Source organism: Collinsella sp. CLA-ER-H10 (assembly GCF_040092475.1).
Classification (GTDB): Bacteria; Actinomycetota; Coriobacteriia; order Coriobacteriales; family Coriobacteriaceae; genus Collinsella.
The window spans coordinates 1-25,222 of sequence record NZ_JBBNLM010000013.1 but is presented as its reverse complement, the minus strand read 5'-3'; the positions used below and the strand labels follow the sequence as shown (position 1 = coordinate 25,222).

The window sequence follows — 25,222 nt, the reverse complement described above, 5'->3', positions numbered from 1 at the left end:
TCGAGGCTTTCACGTTTGTACGATTGAACGCGCGGCACCGCGAGCGACGGTCTACTCGCCCAAAACGGCCTTCTTGGCGGCTGCGGCCATGTTGTCCAGGTCTTCCTTGGTGGGATGGTCCTTCGCGGCAACCCAGTTGTCGAGCAGCATCTTATAGCGAGCGTTGTCGGGATCTTGCTCGAGCATGGCCTCGTAGCGCTGCTTGACCGCGGGGCCCATCTTGCCCTGGCACATCGCCCAGCCCGCAAGCTCGGCATCCCCAGCCAAATTGGAAGTCACGCGATCAATAATCTGCTGGTAATAGCTCTGGTCGGCGCCAAAACCGCAGGTGCCAAACAGGAAGACGCGCTTGCCGTGCAAGGCGGAGAGCAACGCCGCGACCGAAGGCGTGCACGCGCCCTTGTCGCACCAAAAACCGACGAGCACCGTGTCGGCCGTGCAGGCGCCCTGCGCCTCGAGCGCAACCTGATCTGCATCCGCATCGTCGCTCAACGCCGCGGCATGGACAAACTCAACACCCGCAGCCTGCAGAGCGCGCTTGATCGCGCCCGAAACCATCCTAGTATTACCGCTCTTGCTGTTAACCACCAAAGAGCACGTCATAGTCACGTTGCCTCGTTTCCCCCAAAACTAAAGCCACTAATGCAATTTATTAGATGAATATCTTAGTACTAACGACGCAGATGTAAACCATCTGCCGCCAATCGGTGGCCCCTACTGGGCAAACTGGCTGCGGTAGAGTTCGGCGTAGAAGCCGCCTGTCGCTAGCAGCTTGTCGTGTGTACCGCGCTCGATAATCTGGCCGTCGCGCATCACCAGGATGCAGTCGGCGTTGCGAATCGTGCTCAGGCGATGCGCCACCACAAAGCTCGTACGGCCGGCCATGAGCTCGTCGAATGCCGCCTGCACCTGCAGCTCGGTGCGAGTATCGATGCTCGACGTCGCCTCGTCCAGCAGCAGAATCGCCGGGTCGGTGAGCATGACGCGCGCGATGCACAGCAGCTGCTTTTGACCCTGGCTAAACGTGCCGCCGTCCTCGCCGATCACCGTATCGTAGCCGCCTGGCAGCTGCACGATAAACTTGTGCGCGTGCGCGCGCTTGGCCGCCTCGACAACCTGTTCGCGCGTGGCATCGGGACAACCATAGGCGATATTTTCCGCCACCGTGCCCTCGAACAGCCACGTATCCTGCAGCACCATGCCAAAGGCGCGGCGCAGGCTTGCGCGCGTGTAGTCACGCGAGGAACGGCCATCGACCGCAATGCGACCGGCATCGATATCGTAAAAACGCAGTAGCAAATTGATGAGCGTCGTCTTGCCGCAGCCCGTGGGGCCGACCAGGGCAAAGCGCATGCCGGGCTTAGCCTCGATGCAGATATCCTGCAGCAGTTTGCGGTCGGGCACGTAGCTAAAGTCCACATGCTCAAAGGTCACCTCGCCCTGCGGGACGGCAAGTTCCACGGCATCCTCCGCGTCGGGCTCCTGCTCGCGCGCATCGAGCAGCGCAAACATGCGGCGCGCCGAGGCGTACGCGGTCTGGATCTGCGTAATGACGTTGGTGACCTCGTTGAACGGCTTGGTGTATTGGTTGGCATAAGACAGAAAGATTTGAACGCCGCCCACCGTAAGCGCCGCAGGCACGCCCGTGATCACGCCCACGCAGCCGATCACGGCGACCACGGCATAGATGATGTTGTTGATAAAGCGCGTGCCGGGGTTGGAGAGCGAACCCATAAACTGCGCGCGCTCGCCCGCGGTGTAGAGCTCGGCATTGAGGGCATCGAAGCGTTGCTGAGCGTTCGAGCTATAGGCAAAGGCGTCGACAAGCTTCTGCTCGCCCACGTACTCCTCGATATGGCCGCCAAGCTGACCCTGAATACGCTGCTGCGCCGTAAAGCTCTTGTTGGAGAGTTTGGCGATGGCGCTGGCCGCAAAGATGGAGAGCGGCGTGACGAGCACCACTACGAGCGTCATGGTCAGGTTGATGGAGAGCATAAACGCGAGCGTGCCAACGATGGTGATAACACCGGTAAAGAGCTGGGTAAAGCCCTGCAGCAGACCGTCGCCCACCTGATCGACGTCGTTGACCACGCGGCTCATAAGGTCGCCGTGGGCATGGCTGTCGATAAAGCTGAGCGGCATACGGCTGAGCTTATCGCTCGCCTCCACGCGCATGTCACGCACCGTCTCGTAGGACAGGCGGTTGACGCAGTAGCCCTGCAGCCACTGGAAGGACGCCGCTCCCACCACGACGAGTGCGAGTTTGGTAACGAGCGGCAGCAGCGCATCGAAGTCCACCTGGCCCGCAGCAACGATCAGGTCGATGCCCTCACCAATGAGAATGGGCGTGTAGAGCTGCAGAATCACCGAGACAGCGGCACTCAAAAACGATGCCACAAACGAGACGCGGTGCGGGCGAACATAGCCCAGCAGGCGGCGGGTCACCGCACCCACGGGATAGCGCTCGGGATCGCCGAGCTGGCGCGGACCGTCACCCAGGTCGTTGAGGTTATCGTTGCCGGACACGTTGGCCGTCATCGTGGCGACCGAACCGGAGGAAGTGTACGGATTCATTTAGCAGCCCTCCTTTGCGCAGACGGATGTGGGGACGGTCGGGGCGCCTGGGGCGGGCGCGGGCGCCGTACTCCCCTGCTGACCCTCGAGCTCCTCGCGGCGAAGCTGCGACTGGCAAATCTCGCGGTAGAGCTGGCAGGTCGTGTAGAGCTCATCATGCGCGCCCAGGCCCGCGACCGAACCGTGGTCAAGTACGCAGATCATATCGGCGTCGCGCACGGTCGAAACGCGCTGGCTTACGATCACCGTAGTCAGCGGCAGCCCGCCCTCAGCAGCGCCACACACGCTGCGCTCGCGGATGGCATGGCGAAGCGCCGCATCAGTCTTAAAGTCAAGTGCCGAGGCGGAGTCGTCCATGATCAGGACCTGAGGCGAGCCCACCAGGGCGCGCGCGATGGTCAGGCGCTGGCGTTGGCCACCGCTAAAGTTCTTACCGCCCGCCTCGACCGGGGTATCGAGCCCCTGCGGCTTGTTGCGCACGAACTCGCTCGCCTGCGCCATGTCGAGCGCCGCCCAGAGATCCTCGTCGGTCGCAGCCTCGTCGCGCCAGGTCAGGTTGCTGCGGATGGTGCCGCTCACCAGCGACGCACGCTGTGGAACGGTCGCGACCACACGGCGCAGCTGGTCGAGCGGCCAGGTGCGCACGTCGGCGCCCATCACACTCACGCTGCCGGTGCTCGCATCGTACAGGCGCGGGATAAGCGAGACGAGCGTGGACTTGCCGCTACCCGTACCGCCGATAATGCCAAGCGTCTTGCCCAGCGGGAGCTCCAGGGTCACATCGTTGACGGCATTTGCCGCGCCCGCGCCAAAGGAGAAGCTCGCATGGCTCAAGCTCAGCGCGGGGACCGGAACAGCGCCACCCGCCAGTTCGCTCGGCTTGGGCAGCGCAACCGACTGATCGCCCTCGTCGGTGATGCTCGGCTCGCAGTTGAGCACCTCGTTGATACGCGAAGCACTCGCGCTCGCCTTGGTAAAGACCACGACCAGGTTGGCGACGTATACGATGGAGGTCAGGGTCTGCGTCATGTAGTTCACAAACGCCATGACCTGGCCCTGCGTAAGCTCGCCCACGTTGACCTGGATGCCGCCCACCCACAGGATGGCGCACACGCCCAGGTTCATCACCAAAAACGTGACGGGATTAAGGATTGACGAGAGCTTGCCCACCGCGATGGCGGTATTGGCCTGGTCATCGGCGGCTTGGGCAAAGCGCTCGCGCTCGTGATCTTCGCGTACAAAGGCGCGAACCACGCGGGCGCCCGAAAGCCCCTCGCGGCAAATGAGCGCGATGCGGTCGAGCTTTGCCTGCAGCTGCTTGTAGTACGGAATGCAGCGCGCCATGACAAACCAAAACACCAGGCCAATGGCGGGCGTGCAAATCAAAAAGATCATGCCGAGCTTAAGGTCGATGGCGAGGGCCGCGCACATAGAGCCCACCGCCAAGAAGGGCCAGCGGATGAGCATGCGCACGCCCAGCGCCACGGCAAGCTGCACCTGGTTGACGTCGTTGGTGATGCGGGTGATAAGCGACGGCGTGCCAAAGCGGTCGAGTTCGGCATAGCTCAACTTGTTGATGTGCTGGTAGAGCGCACCGCGGATATCGGTGCCCATGCCCTGCGAGGTGAGCGCCGCCATCTTTTGGCAGACGAGCGTAAACGAGATGCCGATCACAGCCATGGCGCCAAGCAGCATACCGTAGTGGACGACGGCGTTGACATCGTGTGCGCCAATACCCTTATCGATCATCTGGGCAATCACCAGCGGCGTCAGCAGGTCAAAGATCACTTCGATCAGCTTACACGCAGGGCCGATCACCATATACCGGCGAAACTTACCACCAAAACGCCTGAGCAGCTCAATCATGTATAGGCGCTCCCTATCATCATTCACACTCAATCCGAATCATGATAGTACGGTGAGCCCAAAAGAAGCGTAAACAACTCGTCATTTCTAATGGGATTCGGTTTCCAAAGAAGCGGAGAGGCGCGCACCCAGCCAGTGTCGGGTCGACCACTTGGTATACTTGCATTAGTGCTACCAAGTTAGTCGCCGACCCTTGAAATGAGGTGCCGAGATGAACGACATTCTCGCAAGAAGAGCAAGACGAGCAACTGCGGGCATCGCCCTTTCCGCGGCACTTGTCGCGGGAATCGCCCCCGCAACGGCGATAGCGGCAGAAACCAGCTCCCCCACCGCTGCAGTTGCCTTGCAGACGGAAGATGCGGCCGCCGCAAAAGAAAAAGCGTATGCAGCCATGCAGGAAGCGCTCAAAAACCTCGAGGCCGCAAAAGACGCCGCAAGTCCCGAGAAACTTGCGGAAATCGATGATGACATTGCCGCTTCTCAAGAGCTCTACGACAAGATGATGGCGGAAGCCGCCAAATCTAGTGAACCCCTTCCCGCCATGCGAGCGAACGTCGCTGCAGCCCAAGCCGATTACGACAAGGCCAGCAACCGGGTAAGCGAGCTTAAAGCAAAAGTAGAAAAGGCGCTCGCCGACAGGGATTACGAAACTGTTTTGCAGTTGCGTATGGAGGTCAAAATGGCGGATTCGGAAAGAGAATCTTGTGGATATAAGCTTGACCACCACCGACGTACGCTCGAAAGTCAGGAAGAGCAGGTTAAGATTTTCGAAGATGGAGCGGAGAAAGCAAAGGCCAACATCGACGCATGCACAGCCAAGCGAAATGCGCTCCTCAGCGATTTGAATAAGGCGCAAGCGGCCTATGACGACGCCTGCAAGGCATACGAAGAGGCAAAAGCCGCGGCAGACAAGGCCACCTCGCCCGAGGTAACGCAACCGACCGAGACAACGCCTCCCTCCGGCTCGACGCAACCGGCCGAGACGACACAGCCCGCCAGCTCACCCTCGACCGGCAAAGACACCCTACCAAGCTCCACCAAGCAGGCGAACTCGAGCAGCGGCAAGCAAGCAGATACGACCGCCGGCAAGCTCGCGAACACGGGCGATGCAGCGCCGAGCGCAATAGCACTCGCAGGAATCGCCGCCATGGGACTCGGAATAACCGCCACAGCCACACGCCGCATCAAGAACTCAAAATAGCCGACAGAGCATTCTGCCTTCGCCAATTCACAAGCCCAGAGACAAAAAGAGGCCCGTTTCCCCACCTAAGGAAACGGGCCTCTTTAACTGCAAAAATTCAAGCAACAGCACCGCCGCCTCTTGAACCACGTAGCCATCAATGCCCAGACAACGCCAGCAAGCCGCATTCCGCAAGGGATAGATGAATTAGATAAACGCGCCCTTACGGGTGATTTTTGGACGACGGGGGCCGGCCGGCGGCGAGGTGTTTAGTAGTCGAGCGATCCCGCAGGCGAAGCCGAGGACCAGCGAGACACCAAATACCTCGCCGCCGGCCGGGCCGTGTCGCGGCACCAAAAAGCGCCCGTGCGCTCGATGGATTCGGATGCCCGACAGAGGCTCCTTATGGCTGCTTCCTTCCGGACCTGACCAGATTCGGACCATGTCGTCATCCGAACCCATCGAACGCGCTAGGCGCTCGGTATATCTTACCTGCTCCCGCCCGCCAGAGCAAGGTAGCTAATTTGGGACGGAGCTTTTTTGACTACTTTTGCAGCCCGATTGCCAGAGCAGCCAATGAGTAGTCAAAATAGTCCCATCCCAAAATGACCGGCTTGGTGCCGCACCACAGAAAGGACCTATCTACTACGTTTAGGCCGCAAGGGTCAACCATAGCCGGCTTTTTCGAAAATCGGCAAGCTTTCTACCTGCGGTTTTGTTTTTGCAAATTCCGGGATGGTCGAGGGTGGCCGGTTTAACGTAGTAGATGGCCGCATTTCGTGGCAAACGGTCCGACCAAAGACCCAAGGCAGCCAACCTCGAATGGCCATTCTCGAAGTTGCGGTGGAATACGGACTGAATTGGCCCCTTAAAGGCAAAAACGCTCCGTATTTCACCGCGACTTATCGAGGGGATGGGTTTTAGATACGGCCAAGGTCGTAGGATCGAGCGGCCGCTTCGCCGGCGCAGATGAGGTTGGTTGTGGCTTCTTGCGGATCGAGTGCCTGTTCCAGGCCCATGGGTTTGCGGCAAATCGGCAGTACAAGGTCGATGCCTTGCCCATACACCGCATCCAGGTTATCAGCGCGACCGCCCACGACAGCAATCACCGGCTTGCCATATCGCTTCGCACGACGGGCCACACCCACCGGCGCCTTACCGGCGGCGGACTGCTCATCCATATTGCCCTCGCCCGTTATGACCAGGTCGACATCGCGCACGCGCTCGTCAAACCCCACGAGATCGAGCACCGTCTCCACGCCCGAACGCAGCTCCGCCCCGAGCGCCAGCAGCGCGGCACCCAGGCCGCCTGCGGCACCGGCACCGGGCACTCCGAGCACCGAGCCAAATGTCCGAGCACCCTCGGGTGTGCGCAACAACCCCTGGGCTCGAGCTCTGGCAATCGCCGCATCGAGCAAGCGACCGTAGCCGACCATCCAGCCGTCGTATCTGCGCAGCACCTCGACATCATCCGCCGGCAGGCCCTTCTGCCCGCCGAACACCGCCAGTGCGCCTCGACGCCCCACGAGCGGATTCTCGACATCGGAAAGCACAACGATACGAGCATCATCCAAAGCCTGCAGCGCGGGCGCCAGATCAACGCTCGCCACCTGCTCAAGGCCGGCAAGACCGGTGGCGACATCGCATCCCTGATCATCGACCACACGCGCGCCCAGCGCCTGCAGCATGCCGGCGCCACCATCGTTGGTGGCACTGCCGCCCAAACCAATATAGATAGTCTTTGCGCCCGTGCGAACCGCGCGAAGCATGAGCTCGCCCACGCCATAGGTCGAAGCCGCAAGCGCCGCCAATTCTGTACAGGGCGAGTACCCAATACCCGCCGCCTCGGCCATCTCGATGACCGCGGACTCGCGCTCGCCGTCCACCAGCATCCGGGCAGACGCGCGGTCGCCCAAGGGGCCTGCGACATCGCAGGTTGAGAGCTCACCGCCGCACGCGGCAACGGCATCGAGCGTCCCCTCACCGCCATCCGCCAGCGGTAATGTGCACACCTCGGCATCGGGCCAAACGCGGCGCACGCCTTCGGCAACCGCCGCCTCCGCCTGCGCACTCGAAACGCTGCCCTTAAAGGAGTCGATCGCCAGCAGCACACGGCGGGGCCGGCGGCACGCAGGACCAAAGTCAACCACCGTGCCAGCATCCTCACCGACACCTGCAAGCGCTGCGGCGTGAGCGGCGTGTGCTTCAAGATCAGCCCCACAACCGCAATCAGCGCCGCCCGCTCCGCGCAGACCGCCAAAATAGCTACTCAGCAGCTCACGGCATTCATCCGCCAGGACCCCGGCCGTCACGTTAAACCGATGATTCAGGCGCGAGTCGGCATTCAAATCGTATAGGGATCCCAGCGCGCCCGCCTTGGCATCGGCCGCGCCATACGCACAGCGTCCAACGCGCGCGTTGACCATAAGCCCCGCACACATGCAGCAAGGCTCGAGCGTTACATAGACCGTGCAATCGGAAAGGCGCCAGCGGCCAAGCGCCTGGGCGGCAGCGCACAGGGCCGCGAACTCTGCATGAGCCGAAGGATCCTGATCGAGCTCGCGACGATTATGCGCCCGCGCGACAACCTCGCCGTCGCGCACCACTACGGCTCCGATGGGCACCTCGCCCACCGCCGCGGCGGCTCGCGCCTCGGCCAGCGCCTCGCGCATGAACTTCTCGTCGATTTCGGTGATCGTCATCGTTCGCCTTCCCTGTTGCAAATTCAAAACGATGCTATCATTACGACTCACGGAGAGATGGCAGAGCGGTTGAATGCGGCGGTCTTGAAAACCGTTGAGCGCGAGAGTGTTCCGGGGGTTCGAATCCCCCTCTCTCCGCCACTCCTAGTGATGCACCGGTGTCATGGTCCGCTCAAACAGTGCATCGACCACGTCGGCTATCTCAGGTCGACGCTCAAGATCGTGGCCCGATTCCCACCATATCGTGAAAAGTCGAATAATACCGCCGGCGACAAACTCAGACGTCGTCTCGAGTGACACGGGGGCCAGGGCATCCTCGGCAAGCACGTTCATCACACGCTCGCGGATGGAGCGGGCAATGCGGTCGCAAATAACGTTGGTCAACATGCCCGACATGCTGCTTGCCAAAATGTTATCCATGAGCCGCTCGTGCGCCAGAATCAAATCCATGGCATCGTCCAAAATCGCGTGCCGAAGCGCGCGCACGTCCTCGGCAGATACCGCGCCGGCCTCATCGGGCTGTTTTTGCGGCAAGCCCGACATGAGCTCATCGATATAAAAGGCAAAGTAATCGTTCTTGTCGCGAAAGTGCTTGTAGAACGTCGTGCGGCGAATCATGGCGCGGTCGCACAGCATGGCAACCGTCAGGTCCTCAAAACGATGCTCCTCGAGAAGCTCGGTAAAGGCATCGAACAGGGCGCAGTAGGTTTTCTTGATGCGAAGGTCCACTGGTATCGCCATCCTCAGGGCAAAGACAACACTCGTCAATCTGTCGCATATCTTACACCTGTACCTCGCGCGCTTTGCCCCGGTGCCGACCCCGACGAAAACACAACGCTTACCGGAAAGTTCGGCACGGCAAAACGTTGCGGGTATACTAGTAGCGTTATACCAACGGCAGCTGGCGCATGCCGCCGCGGCCATTCGAAACGGAGACATCATGCTTCCCGTCATCATCGGCATCGTTGTTGTCATTGTGATTGCCTGCGCCATCGCCGGCATCTACAACAACATGGTCACCAAGCGTAACCGCATCGATAACGCCTGGCAGAACATCGATACGCAGTTGCAGCGCCGCAACGACCTGATCCCCAACCTGGTCGAGACCGTCAAGGGCTACGCCAAGCACGAGCAGGAGACGCTCTCCGCCGTGATCAGCGCGCGTAACACCGCCGTCAAGGCCACCACGCCCGAAGCCAAGATGGAAGCCGACAACGTGCTGACCGGTGCGCTGCGCCAGCTCTTCGCCGTAGCCGAGGCCTATCCCGATCTTAAGGCAAACACCAACTTTACGCAGCTGCAGGCATCGCTCGAGGATACCGAGAACAAGATTAGCTATGCACGCCAGAGCTACAACGACTGCGTGCTCAGCTACAACAACGCCATTCAAACGTTCCCGGCTGTCATCTTTGCCGGCATCTTCCAGTTTAAGGAGCGCCAGGGCTTCGAGGCCGCCGAAGCAGCCCGCCAGGCCCCGACCGTCAAGTTCTAGTAGTTTGGCAGCGCATCCTTAATCGGCCAAATGCATAAACCGCCCCGTCGAATGCATACTTCGACGGGGCGGTTTCCTTTTTCGCGAAGGTCCCCCTCTAAGCGCCGTGCATTTTTAGGAGTATTCAACATAACCAAGAGCTTCGGGCGCCACGATAAATGCCAAAGACCGCGAATATCCCTGCAAATCAAACACTGTCAGCCCATAACCCCGCCCATCATCCGTAGAAAACATCGAGAAATCCCGATTTTTTGCCCGAGGTCGGTATGCAGGGGCCTTCGATTGCAGAATACTCGCAAAAATGCACGTCGCCACCGCCCCCACATGGCGCGAAGCAAAACACAAGCGCGGCCTAAAAGGCCGCGCACCATCTTTAATTCAAATCTATATTGCCCGTACGACAGCGCCAGGGTGACGCAGGCCCGAGGGCGACCTTCCTTTCCGGCGCACTCCGCAGGACGAAAGAGCCTCCGCCGCACGAAGTGCGCAGCGGAGGCTCTTTCATGTCCGAGGACGCGCCGGAAAGGAAGGTCGCCCTCGGGCCGGACATATCCGTAAGACAAATTACGCGACGGTGTAAACCCAGTTGTGCTTGTCCTCGACAGCACCGGACTGGATGCCAGTCAGGGTCTCGCGGAGCTTCTTCATCACAGGGCCGATCTCGGTATATCCAGCCGGGAAGGTCACGGTCTCGTCGGCGCCGTAAACCTTGTTGTCGATTTCGCCAACCGGAGAGATGACGGCAGCGGTGCCGCACAGGCCGCACTCCACAAAGGTGCCGGCCTTGACCTCGGCCCACTCGACGGGGCGCTGGTCAACGGTCATGCCCAGGTCCTGAGCGACCTGAACGAGCGAACGACGGGTGATGGAGGGCAGGATGGAGTCGGTGTGCGACTGCGGAACGACGAGCGTGCCATCCTCTTTCACGAACAGGACGTTGGCGCCACCGGTCTCCTCGACATAGGTGCGGGACTCGGAGTCGAGATACAGGTTCTCGGCATAACCCTCGCGATGGGCCTCCATCGTGGGCTTAAGGGACATGGCGTAGTTCAGGCCGGCCTTGATGTTGCCGGTACCGTGCGGTGCGGCACGGTCATACTCGGAAACGCGCAGCTTGACGGGCTTGAGGCCACCCTTAAAGTACGGACCGACCGGGGTCACGAGAATACGGAACGTGTACTCAGGAGCGGGAGCCACGCCGATCACGTCACCGGAGCCGATCATAAACGGACGCACGTACAGGGTCGCGCCGGAACCGAAGGGCGGAACCCAGGCGGCGTTGGCAGAAACGACCTGCTTGACGGCCTCAACGAACTTGTCCTTGGGGAACGGGGGCATCTCGAGGCGCTGCGCAGAGTTGTACATACGCTCGGCGTTCATATCGGGACGGAAGCAGACGATGCTGCCGTCCTCGGCGGTGTAGGCCTTCAGGCCCTCAAAGACCTCCTGGCAGTAATGGAAGATGCCACCGCACTCGGAGACATGCAGGGTGTGGTCGGTGGTCAGGCCGCCCTCGTCCCACTCGCCATCCTTCCAATGGGCCTCGTAGCTGTAATCGGTCTTCATGTAGCCAAAGCCGAGGCTACCCCAATCGATACCCTTCTTCTCGACAGTCATATGTCGCTCCTTACATACACAGTTGCATACTCGTGAACCCGTACGCAAGGACCGAGGCCGGCCGCGTCGCAACGTCGCACGCCCAGAGCGTAGAGCCGGACGGGACACGCGAACAGCATCAAAGTCGATGGCACGTCGATTCGCATGCACGAGATTGTACTCCCCGTACGCGTCTGATAAAACGTTTTTCTTTAACTAACTAAAGTATTTTCATTTGACCGAAGCAAAAAGGCCCGCCACCGTAAGCGGTGACGGGCCTCAACGGCACGGCTTGCGCGCTGGCTCGAGCTACGCGTTCTTTTTGCCCAGCTTAGCCTTGACCAGACCGACCACGGTCGGGATGATCGACACGGCAACGATGCCGACAATCAGCAGCTCAAAGTGCTCCTGCACAAAGGGAATGCCGCCAAAGAAGTAGCCCAGCAGCGTAAAGACCGTCGACCAGGTAATGCCGCCCAGCACGTTAAAGACGACAAAGTTGCGCCAGTGCATGCCGCCCATGCCAGCGATAAAGGGCACAAAGGTGCGGATAAACGGGAAGAAGCGACCCAGGAAGATGGCCAGGTGACCCCACTTGTCCAAGAAGTCCTCGGACTTTTTAATGCGCTCGGGCGTCATGGCCTTGACCTTGCCCGAAGCGATGATCTTTTTGCCAAAGAAGTGACCGATCATAAAGTTGCACTGATCGCCCAAAATGGCAGCGGCCCATGCGGTGGCCAGAAGCGCCACAATGTTAAAGCCGCCATTGTGGGCAAAGAAACCCGAGGCGAACAGCAGCGAATCACCGGGAAGGAACGGGAAGAACACCACGCCCGTCTCGATAAAGATGATCAGGAACACGCAGCCGTAGGCCATAAGCGGGCCGGCGGCGATCCAGCTGGCAATCGCGGTGCGCGGGTCCTTAAGCAGCTCGGCAATAAAATTGATGAAACCCATGAAGTAAAACCTCTCAGTTGTGGGCGCGGATACGTCCAAGTTGACCAGTATACGGTTGCGGTGCCCCCTCGTGCGCAACCCCACAAAAGCATGACTCCATTACCAGCAAGTTTGCATAACTGACACCTGTCGCGCAATGCCGCCAAGATTGTCCTTCCTAATCCCTAGCGAATCGCTATACTTTATTGAATCGCATTGCCATGGCGCTAAGGGAGGGCGGCCGGTGAGCTTTATCAGTACCATTCGCGAGGACATCAAGACCGTCCAAGCGCAGGATCCCGCCGCGCAAAACGGTCTAGTCATCTTCCTTTCCTATCCTGGCCTGCACGCCAAGTGGAACCACGTGCCCGAGCATTGGCTCTGGGAGCACGGTCATCGCTCGCTCGCCCGCGTGCTCTCGCAAATCACCCGCCACATCACCGGCGTCGAGATTCATCCCGCCGCGCAGATCGGCAAACACTTCTTTATCGACCACGCCATGGGCGTCGTCATCGGCGAAACCACCGTCGTGGGCGACAACTGTGTGCTTTACCAGGGCGTTACGCTCGGCGGCACCGGCAACGAGACCGGCAAACGCCACCCAACGCTCGGCGATAACGTCACCGTGGGCACGGGCGCCAAGGTGCTCGGCAACATTCGCATCGGCAACAACGTCAAGATCGGCGGCAACTCGGTTGTCGTCAAGGACGTGCCCGACAACTGCACCGTCGTGGGCGTGCCGGGACGCATCATCAAGCGCAACGGCTGCCGCGTGTTCGAGGAGAGCTTCGATGCCAAGCAGCATCGCGAGTACATGCCCGACGACGCCGCCGAGCAGTCCGCGCTCAACCGCCAGGGCATCACCGAGAACGCCCGCCGCGTCAAAGAGCTCGAGCGAGAGGTGGCCGAGCTCAAAGCCCTCATCGCCAAGCTCGCGGACGAACGCTAGAGGCGGACGACCACCGACAACATTGACGCCAACGCAAAGGCGCGCCAGAGGATTCACCCCCGGCGCGCCTTATTTGTGATGTGACATGCGGGACTGTCCCTTTGTCACATTATGCGAACTGGCTCAGATAGAGGTCGGCGTAGGCACCCTCGGCAGCCAGCAGCTCCTTATGCGTGCCCTGCTCGATAATGTTGCCGTGATCCATGACCAAGATCAGGTCGGCATCCACAATCGTCGACAGGCGGTGTGCGATCACAAAGCTCGTGCGCCCGCGCATAAGCGCATCCATGGCACGGCCGATGGCAAGCTCGGTACGCGTGTCCACGCTTGAGGTCGCCTCGTCCAGGATGAGAATCGCCGGGTTGTTGAGCAGCACGCGTGCGATGGTCAGCAGCTGACGCTGGCCCTGGCTGATGCTTTCGGCATCGTTGGCCACGCGCGTGTCGTAGCCCTGCGGCATGGTGCGCACAAAGAAGTCGACCTGCGCGGCACGAGCCGCGGCCACAATTTCGTCGCGCGTTGCCTCGGGGCAGCCGTAGGCGATGTTTTCGGCAATCGTGCCATCGAACAGCCAGGCGTCCTGCAGCACCATGCCAAACTGCTGCCGTAGCTCGCCGCGATCCATGCGGCTCGTATCCACGCCGTCGAGCGTAATACGCCCGCCGTCAATCTCGTAGAAGCGCATGAGCAGGTTGATGAGCGTCGTCTTGCCTGCGCCCGTGGTTCCCACCACGGCAATCTTCTGGCCCGGCTCGGCGGTAAACGACACGTCGCGCATAAGCAGCTTGTCGGGCGAATAACCAAAGCGCACGTGCTCAAAGGAGACGCGGCCCTCCACGCGACCCGGCAGCTTGGCGGCCTTGTCCGGCAGCGGATCGGCCTCCATCTCGGGCTCATCGAGCAGGTCGAACACGCGCTCCGCACTCGCCAACGCGCTCTGCAGCGAGTTGAAGGTAAACGACAGCTGCGTCATGGGTTCGGACGCCTCGTAGATAAACTGGAAGAACGCCTGGAACACGCCGACGGTCATGTGACCGGCAACCAGCATGCTGCAGCCCACCAGCGCAATAACGATCTGCGCCAAACGGCCGATAAAGCGCACCGCGGGGCCGACAGCATTGATCATAAAGTCGGCCTTGGTGCTCACACGAGCCAATTCCTTCGAAGCCTCGTGCACCTCAGCGGAGCTCTGACGTTCGCGGTTAAACGCGCGGATCACCAGACGGCCCGAATAGCCTTCCTCGACCGCACTCGTAATCTTGGACACCCACTCCTGGCGCTCGCCCGTCACATCGTGTGTGCGGCGCGAGACGACCTTCGTCACCAGCAGCGACAGTGCCGTAAAGAACAGAAAGACGAGCGTAAGCTGCACGCTGAACACGAACATCACGCTCACAGCACCAACAACCGTGCCGATCGACACGAGCAGCTGCAGCAATCCGCGCTGCATGCTCTCGGACATCTTGTCCAGGTCGTTGGTCGCGCGGCTGACGACCTCGCCGGGACGATGCGCGTCAAAATAGGCGAGCGGCAGACGGTTGAGCTTTTGCGCGATGCGGTTGCGCAGGCACAGGTTGAGGCGTTCGGCCACGCTCGACATCAAAAAGCTCTGGAGCGCGTAGAACGAAGCGGCGGCCGTCCAAATCAAAAAGTAGATGAAGATAGTCCTGCCACAGTTCTCCCAGGTGATGCTGAAGGTGGCGTTGTTGACAAACGCTACCTGAATGTGGCCCCACAGCTCATCGATCACGCGGGCGCTATATGCCGGCGCGGCAGTGTTAAAGATGACATAGAACACAATGCTCGCGAACACGATATAGAAGCGCCAATGGTCGCCGGCAGCCTCACTCCACAGGCGGCGCACCGTCGCCCAGGTATCCCGAGGCGTCTCGTCCTCGTCTTCGTCGTCCACGTCGCGCATACGCTCTGCCTCGGCGCGGGCGCGCTCGTCCTCGGCACGTTCGTTTTCCTCGTAGAGCGCTTGGCGGCGAGCCTCGCGCTCGGCCGCAGCCTTGGCGGCGTCATCCAGCTCGGTCGACGCGGCAGCCGTTTCCTCGACCAGTCCCGCGGCAGCGGCGTCATCAACGCCGCCCTGCTTCTTGAGCTCCTCGGTCATGCTACTCACCTCCCTTCATCTGCGATTCCGCGATGGCGCGGTACACCTCGCAGGTTTCCATAAGCTCGCCATGCGTGCCCAGACCCACAACCTCGCCATCCTTGAGCACCACGATCTGGTCGGCATGCAGAATGGTCGAGATGCGCTGCGCGATGATGAGCACCGCAGCGTCACGCGTCTCGTCTTGCAACGCATGACGCAGGGCGGCATCGGTCTTAAAGTCCAGGGCCGAAAAACTGTCATCGAAGATATATAGATCGGCATGCTTCATGAGCGCACGGGCGATTGCCAAACGCTGGCGCTGGCCGCCCGAAAAGTTCGTACCGCCCTGCGCCACCGGGGTATCGATCCCCTGCGGCTGATCGAGCACAAAGGTGCTCTGGGCAACCTGGAGCGCATGAAGCATGTCGGCCTCAGTCGCGTCTTCGTTGCCAAAGCGCAGATTGCTTGCCACAGTGCCCGAGAACAGCCACGCCTTCTGCGGCACATAGGCAATGCGCCCGCGGATTTCGTCTTGCATAAGCTCGCGCAGGTCCACACCATTCAGGCGAATGGAGCCCTTGGTGGCATCGTGGAAGCGCAGCAGAAGCTTTGCCACCGTCGATTTGCCCGAGCCTGTCGAGCCAACGATCGCAGTCGTCTGACCGCGACGGCAGGCAAAGCTCAGGTCGCACAGGGTGTCCTCGTCGGCATCGTCAAAGCGAAACGACATGTGGTCGAACACGGCCACCGCATCGGCTTCGTCTTGGGGCTCGCGCGCCCCGTCGTCCAGCGTGCGCTCGCCATCGACGATGCTCGGCTCAATCTCCAACACCTGCTGCGCACGGTTCAGGCACGCGGCAGCACGCGGAAGCGTCAGCACCACCATCTGCGCCATCATCACAAAGAACAGAATCAGGATTGCGTACTCGAGCACCGCAGAGATGCTCGCGATCTGCATCGCATGGGCGCCCACGCGGTTGCCGCCAACCCACAGCACCGCCACCTCGGCGATGTTCATCAAAAAGAAGCTTGAGCTGTCGAGGCCCACAAACAGGTGGTTGACTTTGATGGCGTTGGCGGCGTATTCGCTAAACACCTCGTCCAGGCGCCGTTCCTCGTGGCGCTCCTTGTTAAACGCACGGATGACGCGCACGCCCACAATATTCTCGCGCAGCACCACGTTCATGCGGTCGATAAAGCCCTGTAGGCGCATAAAAATCGGCGCCGCGTTGGCAACCGTAAAGACCGCCGCCACCAGCACAATCGCAACGACTACGCCCAGAAGCGTGCCCATGGCGGGATCGATAAACCAGGCGAAGATGATGCCCGCCACAGCCAAAAACGGCACGGGTAGCACCAGCTGAATCGTCTGCAGAATCGCCTGCTGAATCACGTTGATGTCGTTGAGCGAGCGCGTGATCATCGATCCGGTGCCAAAGCGCTCAAAATCGCTGGCCGCGAGCTCGAGCGATTTGTCGTACACGGCATTGCGGATATCGCAAGCCACGTTGGCGGCCAGGCGCGCCGAAAGATAGCAGCCCAGCACCGTGCCGCCGCTAGCCATGCTGGTCGCGATAAACATGTATAGGCCGTTGCGTAAAATGTAGTCGATATCGCCCGTGGTAATACCGGTGTTGACCATGTTCGCCAGCATCGTGGGAACCAACAGCGTACCGACGTTATCCACCAGCAGCACCAGCAGCGTCACTGCGACAAGCCCTCGATAGGGCTTTAGAAACCTCATTAACAGTCGCACGACTCCCCCTCACCTTGATTCTCGGCTTGGCTCTCGGCAGCGATATGCTGCTTAAAGGCATCGCACTCATCGCCGAGCACCTGAGAGAATTTGCCGATCAAGCGCATAATCTCGCGCTGCTCACATGGCTCAAGCGCGCCAAAGGCTCGCTGCTCGGCCTTGAGTGCCGGCAGCGCATAACGCTCGGCAAATCGCCTGCCCTCTTCGGTCAGGCTCACAACCTTGTTCTTACGACTGCCTTCGGCAAACTCCAACGTTGCGAAGCCCCGCGCCGTCAAGGTTTTAATTGCCGAGTTGATGGTCTGCTTGCTGTAGAACCATTCGCTTGTCAGACGGCTTACGGCAATACTGCCGCCCGCCGTGCTGGTGTCGACGAGCATCCAATAGGCGCAGTCCGAAAGGCCGCAGGCGCGCGAGAACTCCGAATAGATATGGTCGAGTCCATTGAGCAACCGGTCGAAGTCGACCAGTTTAACCGCACCATTCATCTATCCCACCATTCGATTGTCCGATTTTTGACCAATTTTATGTCTCTAGATTAGTCCGAGTTTTGACTATCGTCAACAGCCTCTCCGCAAATGCGTGCACTTTTATGGCCTATCGGCAGAAAAAGACCGCCGGCGCGGGGGCGGCGCCAGCGGTCACGTGAAAATCGGGTTTTATTGCCTGTTAAGCGGCGACGGCCTCATAGACCGTAGCACCCGAGAAGCTGTCATGCAGGCTTTTGCCGGCAATCCACGGCAGCTCGACGACCTCGCAGACCGTGTTGACCAGCTCGGAGCAGTCAGTAAAGTGGCCCTTGTCGTTGAGGGCCTCGCAATCCTGAACACGCCAATAGCCATCGGTGTGCGTGATGTAGTACTCGTGATCGTTGATCGACACGAAAGCGCGCGTCTTGGAACGCAGCAGCTTCAGAAATCCTTCGAAATCGGTCTCGACGACATCTCCAGCCTGGAACATGATGTTACCTCCTGGCCCGGCGCCACCACGGCGCATTGATAAACGTTGGTGCTCCTTTAGTAAAACCTTTATCAGAGGTTATGCGTTCGTCATTTAGGCAAGTGGTAAAAAACCGCAGGGTAGACGGGATAAAACGTTTAACCATCCCATTTGTTTGTCACATTCTGAAGGTACTTTTATGCAAACCTACTTTCCCAATTGGAATCTATCCTTTTGGCCGGGCAATTGACCGTCTATCGTTTAAGCCCGGCGGGTATGAAGGGGGCATCTGCAACGCCACCGCAAGGAGACACCATGGAGACTATCGAAGCACTCATTCACCGCCGCAGCTGCCGCAACTACAGCGATCGTCCCGTCGAGGCCGAAAAGCTTGCACGTATTATCGAAGCCGGCCAATATGCACCGAGCGGCATGGGCCGCCAGCCGGTGACGTTTGTCGCCGTCACCGACCCCGCGACCGTCGAGCGTCTCTCGCAGCTCAACGCGCAAGTCATGGGCAGCAACAGCGACCCCTTCTATGGCGCCAAGACCGTTGTGGTGGTGCTGGTTGACCGCAGCGTGCCCACACATCTGGAAGACGGCTCGCTCGCCATGGGCAACTTGCTCAACGCCGCTTATGCGCTGGGTGTCGATTCGTGCTGGATTCACCGCGCGCATGAGGTCTTTGACTCGCCCGAGGGCCTGGAGCTGCTGGCCAGCTGGGGCCTGCCCGCCGACGGCAGTCTGCGCGGTGTCGGTAACTGCATTCTTGGCTACGCCGAGGACACGCTACCCGAGCCCAAACCCCGCCGCGACAACATCATCTACGTAAGGTAACCCAGGAGCGTCAGCGGGGTGGCTAATTTGGGACGGGGCTATTTTAGCTACCCCACTCGCAACTTATATTGACGTCGCCGTTGTCGTCGTTTCGTTCGTGTGAGTCGTTTCGGCGCCGTCGTCTTGTTCGTCCTCGTCCTTTTGCGCATCGGCAATGGTGGAGGCCGCCGCAACGATACCGCGCTGGGGCGCGACGCCCGTCTGGGTCTGAACGCCCTCGACAACTTCTGTGCCCGCATGCGCGAGCTCGGGCGACTTAAACATTGCGTCCAGATTGGCCCCGCCGCCGGCGTAACCAAGCGCCGCGAGCGCGATGACAATCACCGCAACAACGACCACGATCGGCACGTAACGATACCAGCCTGCGGGATTGAGGCCGCTACGGCGAGCAGCGCCACGGCTAATGTAGCCGAGCGTTCCATCGTGCTTGAGCTTTGACCCCACCACACGCTTACGGCCCCGCAGCGATGATTCGGCCTGCATGGCCAAGCGAGCGCTTGCCGAAGGATAGCCATATTTAGTGCGTTTGAACGAGCCGTCAAAGCCCGAGGCGCTTTTGCCCCACGTCCGCGAAGTCGTACGTCGGCTGACCGGCGCCGCAGGCTTTCGAGCCCGATTTGTTTTTGAAGTCTCCGCCATACGCCCCCGAACGCCGTAACAGAATCGAAACAATACTGCTTTGGACTGTAACACACGTACCGCACGCGGTCACGGGAACCTCGCTTAACGGTCGTCGTCCTTCAGCAGGCGCCACAGGGTCGTACGACTTATGCCTAGCACTTCGGCAGCTCGGGTCCTGTTACCGTGAAGGTGGCCTACGACCAGCCGTGCGATATCGCGCTCAGTATCGACCAGAGGCCGCAAGATATACAAATCGCTTTCGAGCGTCGGGGCACCAAAGGTCGCGGTCTTGATAACGTCCTCCTGGGCAAGTACCTCTTCTGCCACCGCCCGCTCGGCCGTGCCCGTCCCCACTAATATATAAAGTCGTTCCGAAACCTCGCGCAGCTGTAGATAGTTGCGGGGCCATCGATAGGCATCGAGTGTCTTTGCCGCCGCGGACGATAAGGCAGGTGTTGCCGTCTCAAACATATCTGCCAGATACTCCAGATAGCGTGCAACCTTTTCCGACGCGCCGCCCTGCTCGGCAATCGCCGGCGCCACACTCACGGCACAGGCCAGACGCTCGGTTACAAAAGCAGCCTGATCGCTTTCGCCGCCGCCCGGCATATCGTTTGCCGTCAACACCACATGGCAACGAGTTGCGAGCGCCGTGTCGATCATTGCGGAGACGAGCTCGCGCAGGCGCTGGGGACCAACGGCATGCCAGCCGCCCATGCAAAGTGTCAGCCCCGTTTGGAATAGCGGCGATTCGGAACTTTTGAGCAGATGGCGCCAACCGCGATCCGTAAGCTCATCGAGCGCAACGGACACAAAGGGCTGATCGGCATAGGGTCCATCCAGGTACAAACGTTTTGCAATCTGATCCTGCCCCGCGCCCAGCTCGCCCTCGAGCATAAGGGGTATCCCGCGCGCGTAGCTCTCCCGTACGGGGGCAGCGACCGCCGCTGCGTCTTCGATGATGCCGTACGCGCTCGACTCGTAACGAGCCTCGACTTCGTCGGCATTGAGCCACTCGATGCCCGCGTGTGCGGCGGCGGCGCGCACCTCACGCGCCACGACCACCCAAAGCGCCCCGCGCTCCTGGGCCGTCGGGCGCACCGTCAAGCTGAACCGCACGCCCTCGTGGCCCATTACCAGGCGCGCTCCATCGCCCACGCGAGCGAGACGCTTGGAAACAAAAGCGACGACATCCTGCTCGAGTGCAGCGTCAGTCATGGTCGAAATCACAACGCCACCGCGCTCGTCAATTGCCAGCGCCGATGCTCCGGCTGCGGACAACGCCTCGATCAGAATCTGCAGCTTGGCATCGCTGTCCATAGTTCGCCCCGTCTCCAGCCACAGCCCTTATCTGCGGCTTGGCATCTCAAGTGTTTCAAAATTGAACGATAATGTTCACCAAACACTATAGGGCCTGCGGCGCCTTCTTGCGAATATATGAATTGCCCCGCATCGCCATCCTGGCGGGGCGATAAGAGCTCTTCGGGACCTATCAACCTGCGGACAAGCCATACCCGCAAGAGCTCCTATCGCTCCACCGTGAGAATGCGCTCACCGGCAACCAGCACGCAAATAAGCTACTTCTCTACCAGATTCCCAGCACGTGCTGCATTCCCAAACTCATGCACGCAATGCCAATCCAGCAGCAAAAGCCCAATGCGATGGGCTTGCCGCCCTTTTTGACCAGCTCGACGATATCGGTATTAAAACCAATAGCCGCCATGGCCATCACGATAAAGAACTTCGACAGCTCCTTGATGGGAGCCGTAAAGGATGCGGGAAGCTGAAACACCGTGGTGATCACGCTCGCCAGCACAAAGAACAGCACAAACATGGGAAACGCGCGTTTAAGCGAGAACGTGCTTTTGGCGTCGCCGCCGGCCTTGCGCGCCAGATGCATCTGCCAGCATGCGAGGACCAACGTGATGGGAATGATGGCCAGCGTCCTGGTGAGCTTGACCACTGTGGCGCTTTCGAGCACATTGGCGCCGGGATGCATGCTGTCCCAAGCGCTCGCCGCAGCCGTTACGGACGAGGTGTCGTTGATGGCGGTGCCGGCAAACAGGCCAAAGCCCTCGTTGGTCAGCCCAAGCATGCCGCCGAGCGTCGGAAACACGAGCGCCGCGATAACGTTAAACAGGAAGATGACCGAAATAGCCTGGGCAATCTCGCGATCGTCGGCATCGATGACGGGCGCGGTCGCGGCGATGGCAGAACCGCCGCAAATCGACGAACCCACACCCACAAGCGTCGCGATCTTGCCCGGTACGTTCATGACGCGGCAGAGCACAAAGGCGATGACAAGCGAGGTCGAGATTGTCGCCACGATAATCGGCAGCGACTGGGCGCCCTTGGACAGAATCTGGGAGAGGTTCATGCCAAAGCCAAGCAGGATAACCGCGTACTGCAAGACTTTTTTGGACGTATAGGTAACGCCGGCAGCGAGCTGTTCGCGACGATTCTTGGGAAAGACGAGCGCCAGGACCATGCCAAAGAGGATGGCAAACACCGGCCCGCCGACCACCTCAATTTGTTTGCCGAGCAGCGTCGCGGGGATAGCGATAATCAGGCAGAACAAGACGCCCTTCCAGCGCTCGCGTACGATATTCGCCAGTTGCATATGGGATTCCTTCTTTCTGTTTCATGTTTGCGACGGCTTATGATACGGCAGCATTGGGCGCAGCCTTGCGTAAACAACGACTAAGATGCCGCGATAGTTCTCAGGCAACAGCCGAATTACCCACCGCGGAAAGATGATTCGCGGCATAATTAACAACTGACATATGAGTGTGATAGAACAGTTGCGAGGCGCTATGGAAGAATCGATGCACGTTGGCGAGCAGGAAACGAGCCTGCAGGACCAGTCCTACCACACCATTCGACGCAAAATCGTGTACCTAGACTACAAGCCGGGCGAAAAACTGGGCGTCAAGCAGCTTTGCGACGACCTGGATATGGGGCGCACTCCTGTGCGCGAAGCACTGGTGCGCCTGGCGCAAGAGGGCCTGGTGCGCACCGTGCCCCAAAGCGGTACCTATGTCTCGCCCATCAACCTCACCCTTGCCGAGAGTGCCTGCTACATTCGTGAGCACTTGGAAAAGCAGGTGATTGTGGAGTGCTGCGCCCGTGCCACCTCGGCAGGTATCGAGCAACTCGACCGGGCCATCGCGCTGCAGGAAAAGGCCATGACCGAAGAGGATCGCATCGGATTCTTTTTAAGCGACAACCTCATGCACCGTATGATCTTTAGCATCGCGTGCCGCAGCACCGTGTGGTCATGGCTCGAGGAGACCAATGCCGACCTGGAGCGATTCCGCTGGCTGCGTGCCGCCACGCAGACGCTCGACAATCAGGAGACTGTTAACGAGCACAAGCAAATCCGCCGCGCCATCGCCGGTCGCGATCCTATCGAGGCGAGCTTTTTGGTCAGCAAGCACCTGCATATGATGTTTCGCAACCAGACCGAGGTCCTGGACCAGTTCCCCGAGTACTTCGAGACCAGCAAGCTCCGCTAACCTGCCAAATAGGGACAGGTTTATTTTGGCAGGTTTTATCTGGGCAAATGCAACAAAGCCCGGCTCCGCCTGATGTGGAGCCGGGCCTTGGTCGCTAGAACGACAGAACCAACTACTCTACCGTGACGCTCTTGGCGAGGTTGCGGGGCTGGTCAACATCGCAACCGCGCAGGATGGCTACCTCACGAGCAAGCAGCTGCAGCGGGACGCTCGCCGTGATGGGGCTGAACACGTCGCGGACGGCCGGCACGCGAATGATGCAGTCGGCAATCTTGTTGATTTCCTCGTCGCCCTCGGTAGCAACGACGATGACCTTGGCGCCGCGCGCCTTGCACTCCATGAGGTTCGACACGGTCTTGTCGTAGGTGGCACTCTTGGTGGCCACAGCGATGACAGGGAAGCCCAGGTCGATCAGGGCAATGGGGCCGTGCTTCATCTCACCGGCGGCATATGCCTCGGCGTGCAGGTAGCTGACCTCTTTGAGCTTGAGCGCGCCCTCGTAGGAAATAGCGGCACCCATGCCGCGACCCACAAACAGTGCGGACTGCGCGTCCTTGCACAGCAGGGCGGCCTCATGAACGGCCTCGGTTTGGGTATCCAAAATCCACTGGATCTGCTCGGCCGTATCGGAAAGCTCGCGGAACAGCATGCGCGCCTGCTTGGTGGTCAAGCGGTACTTGACCTGCGCCAGCAGCAGGGCCAGCAGCGTCAGGCTCACAACCTGGCCGATGAAGCTCTTGGTCGAGGCGACCGCGATCTCCTTGTTGGCCTTGGTGTAGATGACGCCGTCGCTCTCACGCGCCACGGGGCTGCCCACCACGTTGGTGATGCCGAAGACCTTGGCACCCTTGATGCGCGCATCGCGGATGGCGGCGAGAGTGTCGGCCGTCTCGCCCGACTGGGACACGGCCACGACGAGCGTCGTCGGCGTGATGATGGGGTTGCGATAGCGGAACTCGCTGGCCGCCTCCACCTCGGTGGGGATGCGAGCCCAGCCCTCAATGAGATTCTTGGCAATGAGGCCAGCGTGATAGCTGGTGCCGCAAGCGATCACGTAGACGCGGTCGATATCGTTGAGTTCCTCGAGCGAAAGGCCCAGCTCGTCAATGTCGAGCTCGCCGGCCGGCGTCATACGACCAACCAGCGTGTCGCGCACGACGCGCGGCTGCTCGTGGATTTCCTTGAGCATAAAGTCGGGATAACCGCCCTTTTCTGCCATGTCCAGGTCCCAGTCGATGTGGGTGACCTTGGGCTCGATAACATTGCCGGCCTCGTCGGTGTACTCGACGCCTGCGGGCGTGAGCTTGGCAAACTGACCGTCCTCGAGCACCACGACATCGCGGGTGGCGTCGATGAGCGCGATGACATCGGAAGCAACATAGGAGCCGGTTTCGCCCACACCGACCACGATCGGGGAATCCTTGCGGGCCACGGCGATCACGCCGGGCTCGTCAGCGCACACGGCGGCCAGACCATAGGCACCGACCACGTGGGTGCACGCCTCGCGCACGGAGGCCATCAGGTCGTGCGTCTCGGCATAAGCCTCTTCGATCAGATGCGCGAAGACCTCGGTATCGGTCTCGCTCTTAAAGTGGTGGCCGCGACCCTCCAGCTCTTCGCGCAGCTCGGCGAAGTTCTCGATGATGCCGTTGTGGACGATGGCGATACGACCGTCGCAGCTGGTGTGGGGGTGAGCGTTAACGACGGAGGGCTTGCCGTGGGTGGCCCAACGGGTGTGGCCGATACCGCAGGTAGCGTCGCTGTCGATGTTGGAAAGCTCGCTCTCCAGGCCCGCGACCTTGCCCACGCGGCGGATGACGTCGAGGTGCGCCGCGGCGCCCTCGCCCACCTCGAGCGCGACGCCCGAGGAGTCATAGCCGCGATACTCCATACGCTTGAGGCCCGTGACCAGGATGTTCTTTGCAATATCAGAGCCGGTGTAGCCGACGATTCCGCACATAGGATAAATCCCTTCGTTCGCGTGACTGCAAGACGTCCACGCACAGGGGGCGCTGAGACGTATAACGTTCGAGTATTGTACTCACGCAAACGCAAGCTGATATACCAGAAGTGGTATCTCAACTTAGATACCACCCGATGCACACACGTCCAGCCGGTCCAAACCACCACAAAAGCACCTGTGAACTGCCTCCCATTTCTG

20 protein-coding genes, 1 tRNA gene and 1 other RNA gene are annotated in these 25,222 nt (G+C 60.2%); 6 read left to right on the top strand and 16 right to left on the bottom strand.

Annotated elements, in window-relative coordinates:
- Positions 1–51: 51 nt before the first annotated feature.
- From bilS to AAAX36_RS06665, 3 genes are all read right to left on the bottom strand, one after another.
- Positions 52–603: a flavodoxin family protein BilS gene (bilS, locus tag AAAX36_RS06675; RefSeq protein WP_215674484.1), complete on the bottom strand. Its 552-nt coding sequence runs from the start codon at positions 601–603 to the stop codon at positions 52–54.
- A 111-nt stretch (positions 604–714) separates the two neighbouring features.
- The gene (locus tag AAAX36_RS06670; RefSeq protein WP_349074775.1) at positions 715–2,574 is read right to left on the bottom strand and encodes an ABC transporter ATP-binding protein; all 1,860 of its coding nucleotides are present in this window, start codon (positions 2,572–2,574) and stop codon (positions 715–717) included.
- A complete protein-coding gene (locus AAAX36_RS06665) occupies positions 2,575–4,440 on the bottom strand; it encodes an ABC transporter ATP-binding protein (RefSeq protein ID WP_349074773.1) in 1,866 nt (621 codons plus the stop codon).
- Positions 4,441–4,651: 211 nt separating this feature from the next.
- On the opposite strand from AAAX36_RS06665, the gene AAAX36_RS06660 reads away from it, so the two are divergent.
- On the top strand, positions 4,652–5,641 hold the full coding sequence (locus AAAX36_RS06660; RefSeq protein ID WP_195919901.1) for an LPXTG cell wall anchor domain-containing protein: 990 nt from the start codon (positions 4,652–4,654) through the stop codon (positions 5,639–5,641).
- Positions 5,642–5,989: 348 nt separating this feature from the next.
- Here AAAX36_RS06660 and ffs read toward each other — a convergent pair.
- Together ffs and tadA are read right to left on the bottom strand one after the other, a co-directional pair.
- Positions 5,990–6,085: signal recognition particle sRNA small type (gene ffs, locus AAAX36_RS06655), an RNA gene on the bottom strand.
- Positions 6,086–6,540: 455 nt separating this feature from the next.
- A complete protein-coding gene (gene tadA / locus AAAX36_RS06650) occupies positions 6,541–8,322 on the bottom strand; it encodes a tRNA adenosine(34) deaminase TadA (RefSeq protein WP_349074771.1) in 1,782 nt (593 codons plus the stop codon).
- 51 nt (positions 8,323–8,373) lie between these two features.
- Here tadA and AAAX36_RS06645 point away from each other — a divergent pair.
- Positions 8,374–8,463 (top strand) — tRNA-Ser (locus AAAX36_RS06645).
- Between the two features lie 3 nt (positions 8,464–8,466).
- Here AAAX36_RS06645 and AAAX36_RS06640 read toward each other — a convergent pair.
- Positions 8,467–9,051, bottom strand: coding sequence for a TetR/AcrR family transcriptional regulator (locus AAAX36_RS06640; protein ID WP_349074770.1), 585 nt, complete (start codon positions 9,049–9,051; stop codon positions 8,467–8,469).
- A 211-nt stretch (positions 9,052–9,262) separates the two neighbouring features.
- Here AAAX36_RS06640 and AAAX36_RS06635 point away from each other — a divergent pair, with 211 nt between their 5' ends.
- Positions 9,263–9,814, top strand: coding sequence for a LemA family protein (locus AAAX36_RS06635; protein WP_171021549.1), 552 nt, complete (start codon positions 9,263–9,265; stop codon positions 9,812–9,814).
- A 564-nt stretch (positions 9,815–10,378) separates the two neighbouring features.
- Here AAAX36_RS06635 and AAAX36_RS06630 read toward each other — a convergent pair.
- Together AAAX36_RS06630 and AAAX36_RS06625 are read right to left on the bottom strand one after the other, a co-directional pair.
- A complete protein-coding gene (locus AAAX36_RS06630) occupies positions 10,379–11,431 on the bottom strand; it encodes a branched-chain amino acid aminotransferase (protein WP_215693533.1) in 1,053 nt (350 codons plus the stop codon).
- Positions 11,432–11,719: 288 nt separating this feature from the next.
- Positions 11,720–12,367, bottom strand: coding sequence for a VTT domain-containing protein (locus AAAX36_RS06625; RefSeq protein ID WP_055286255.1), 648 nt, complete (start codon positions 12,365–12,367; stop codon positions 11,720–11,722).
- 223 nt (positions 12,368–12,590) lie between these two features.
- On the opposite strand from AAAX36_RS06625, the gene cysE reads away from it, so the two are divergent.
- Entirely contained in the window at positions 12,591–13,295 is a 705-nt protein-coding gene (gene cysE, locus AAAX36_RS06620; protein ID WP_349074767.1) for a serine O-acetyltransferase, read from the top strand.
- A 109-nt stretch (positions 13,296–13,404) separates the two neighbouring features.
- Here the strand turns inward: cysE and AAAX36_RS06615 are convergent, their stop codons facing one another.
- The 4 genes from AAAX36_RS06615 to AAAX36_RS06600 all read right to left on the bottom strand — a co-directional run bounded on the left by AAAX36_RS06615 (position 13,405) and on the right by AAAX36_RS06600 (position 18,109).
- The gene (locus AAAX36_RS06615) at positions 13,405–15,411 is read right to left on the bottom strand and encodes an ABC transporter ATP-binding protein (protein ID WP_349074766.1); all 2,007 of its coding nucleotides are present in this window, start codon (positions 15,409–15,411) and stop codon (positions 13,405–13,407) included.
- 1 nt (position 15,412) lies between these two features.
- On the bottom strand, positions 15,413–17,137 hold the full coding sequence (locus AAAX36_RS06610) for an ABC transporter ATP-binding protein (RefSeq protein ID WP_349074765.1): 1,725 nt from the start codon (positions 17,135–17,137) through the stop codon (positions 15,413–15,415).
- Positions 17,137–17,637 (bottom strand): MarR family winged helix-turn-helix transcriptional regulator, encoded by a 501-nt coding sequence (locus tag AAAX36_RS06605; RefSeq protein WP_349074763.1) that lies wholly within the window; start codon positions 17,635–17,637, stop codon positions 17,137–17,139. The genes AAAX36_RS06610 and AAAX36_RS06605 overlap by 1 nt, the downstream gene beginning before the upstream one ends.
- Positions 17,638–17,818: 181 nt before the next feature.
- The gene (locus AAAX36_RS06600) at positions 17,819–18,109 is read right to left on the bottom strand and encodes a hypothetical protein (protein ID WP_006235631.1); all 291 of its coding nucleotides are present in this window, start codon (positions 18,107–18,109) and stop codon (positions 17,819–17,821) included.
- Between the two features lie 294 nt (positions 18,110–18,403).
- On the opposite strand from AAAX36_RS06600, the gene AAAX36_RS06595 reads away from it, so the two are divergent.
- Positions 18,404–18,925, top strand: a complete 522-nt coding sequence (locus AAAX36_RS06595) for a nitroreductase family protein (protein WP_006235630.1) — start codon at positions 18,404–18,406, stop codon at positions 18,923–18,925.
- Positions 18,926–18,988: 63 nt separating this feature from the next.
- Here the strand turns inward: AAAX36_RS06595 and AAAX36_RS06590 are convergent, their stop codons facing one another.
- From AAAX36_RS06590 to AAAX36_RS06580, 3 genes are all read right to left on the bottom strand, one after another.
- Positions 18,989–19,564, bottom strand: a complete 576-nt coding sequence (locus AAAX36_RS06590; RefSeq protein WP_349074761.1) for a hypothetical protein — start codon at positions 19,562–19,564, stop codon at positions 18,989–18,991.
- Positions 19,565–19,648: 84 nt separating this feature from the next.
- Positions 19,649–20,866, bottom strand: coding sequence for a helix-turn-helix domain-containing protein (locus AAAX36_RS06585; RefSeq protein ID WP_349074760.1), 1,218 nt, complete (start codon positions 20,864–20,866; stop codon positions 19,649–19,651).
- A gap of 265 nt (positions 20,867–21,131) precedes the next feature.
- Positions 21,132–22,166, bottom strand: coding sequence for a YeiH family protein (locus AAAX36_RS06580; protein ID WP_349074758.1), 1,035 nt, complete (start codon positions 22,164–22,166; stop codon positions 21,132–21,134).
- A gap of 193 nt (positions 22,167–22,359) precedes the next feature.
- Between AAAX36_RS06580 and AAAX36_RS06575 the strand changes: the two genes are divergently transcribed.
- A complete protein-coding gene (locus AAAX36_RS06575; RefSeq protein ID WP_349074756.1) occupies positions 22,360–23,061 on the top strand; it encodes a GntR family transcriptional regulator in 702 nt (233 codons plus the stop codon).
- A 112-nt stretch (positions 23,062–23,173) separates the two neighbouring features.
- Here AAAX36_RS06575 and glmS read toward each other — a convergent pair whose 3' ends face one another.
- On the bottom strand, positions 23,174–25,021 hold the full coding sequence (glmS, locus tag AAAX36_RS06570; RefSeq protein WP_161115401.1) for a glutamine--fructose-6-phosphate transaminase (isomerizing): 1,848 nt from the start codon (positions 25,019–25,021) through the stop codon (positions 23,174–23,176).
- Positions 25,022–25,222: the final 201 nt, after the last annotated feature.

What these genes read in the sequence shown, in the direction of transcription:
- AAAX36_RS06615 (WP_349074766.1), bottom strand. Translation starts at nt 15,411, where the DNA reads ATGACCGAGGAGCTCAAGAAGCAGGGCGGCGTTGATGACGCCGCTGCC.
- AAAX36_RS06585 (WP_349074760.1), bottom strand. Translation starts at nt 20,866, where the DNA reads ATGGACAGCGATGCCAAGCTGCAGATTCTGATCGAGGCGTTGTCCGCA.
- glmS (WP_161115401.1), bottom strand. Translation starts at nt 25,021, where the DNA reads ATGTGCGGAATCGTCGGCTACACCGGCTCTGATATTGCAAAGAACATC.
- AAAX36_RS06600 (WP_006235631.1), bottom strand. Translation starts at nt 18,109, where the DNA reads ATGTTCCAGGCTGGAGATGTCGTCGAGACCGATTTCGAAGGATTTCTG.
- bilS (WP_215674484.1), bottom strand. Translation starts at nt 603, where the DNA reads ATGACGTGCTCTTTGGTGGTTAACAGCAAGAGCGGTAATACTAGGATG.
- AAAX36_RS06660 (WP_195919901.1), top strand. Translation starts at nt 4,652, where the DNA reads ATGAACGACATTCTCGCAAGAAGAGCAAGACGAGCAACTGCGGGCATC.
- AAAX36_RS06575 (WP_349074756.1), top strand. Translation starts at nt 22,360, where the DNA reads ATGGAAGAATCGATGCACGTTGGCGAGCAGGAAACGAGCCTGCAGGAC.
- AAAX36_RS06670 (WP_349074775.1), bottom strand. Translation starts at nt 2,574, where the DNA reads ATGAATCCGTACACTTCCTCCGGTTCGGTCGCCACGATGACGGCCAAC.
- AAAX36_RS06580 (WP_349074758.1), bottom strand. Translation starts at nt 22,166, where the DNA reads ATGCAACTGGCGAATATCGTACGCGAGCGCTGGAAGGGCGTCTTGTTC.
- AAAX36_RS06605 (WP_349074763.1), bottom strand. Translation starts at nt 17,637, where the DNA reads ATGAATGGTGCGGTTAAACTGGTCGACTTCGACCGGTTGCTCAATGGA.
- AAAX36_RS06665 (WP_349074773.1), bottom strand. Translation starts at nt 4,440, where the DNA reads ATGATTGAGCTGCTCAGGCGTTTTGGTGGTAAGTTTCGCCGGTATATG.
- AAAX36_RS06625 (WP_055286255.1), bottom strand. Translation starts at nt 12,367, where the DNA reads ATGGGTTTCATCAATTTTATTGCCGAGCTGCTTAAGGACCCGCGCACC.
- AAAX36_RS06590 (WP_349074761.1), bottom strand. Translation starts at nt 19,564, where the DNA reads ATGGCGGAGACTTCAAAAACAAATCGGGCTCGAAAGCCTGCGGCGCCG.
- AAAX36_RS06635 (WP_171021549.1), top strand. Translation starts at nt 9,263, where the DNA reads ATGCTTCCCGTCATCATCGGCATCGTTGTTGTCATTGTGATTGCCTGC.
- AAAX36_RS06595 (WP_006235630.1), top strand. Translation starts at nt 18,404, where the DNA reads ATGGAGACTATCGAAGCACTCATTCACCGCCGCAGCTGCCGCAACTAC.
- tadA (WP_349074771.1), bottom strand. Translation starts at nt 8,322, where the DNA reads ATGACGATCACCGAAATCGACGAGAAGTTCATGCGCGAGGCGCTGGCC.
- AAAX36_RS06610 (WP_349074765.1), bottom strand. Translation starts at nt 17,137, where the DNA reads ATGAGGTTTCTAAAGCCCTATCGAGGGCTTGTCGCAGTGACGCTGCTG.
- AAAX36_RS06630 (WP_215693533.1), bottom strand. Translation starts at nt 11,431, where the DNA reads ATGACTGTCGAGAAGAAGGGTATCGATTGGGGTAGCCTCGGCTTTGGC.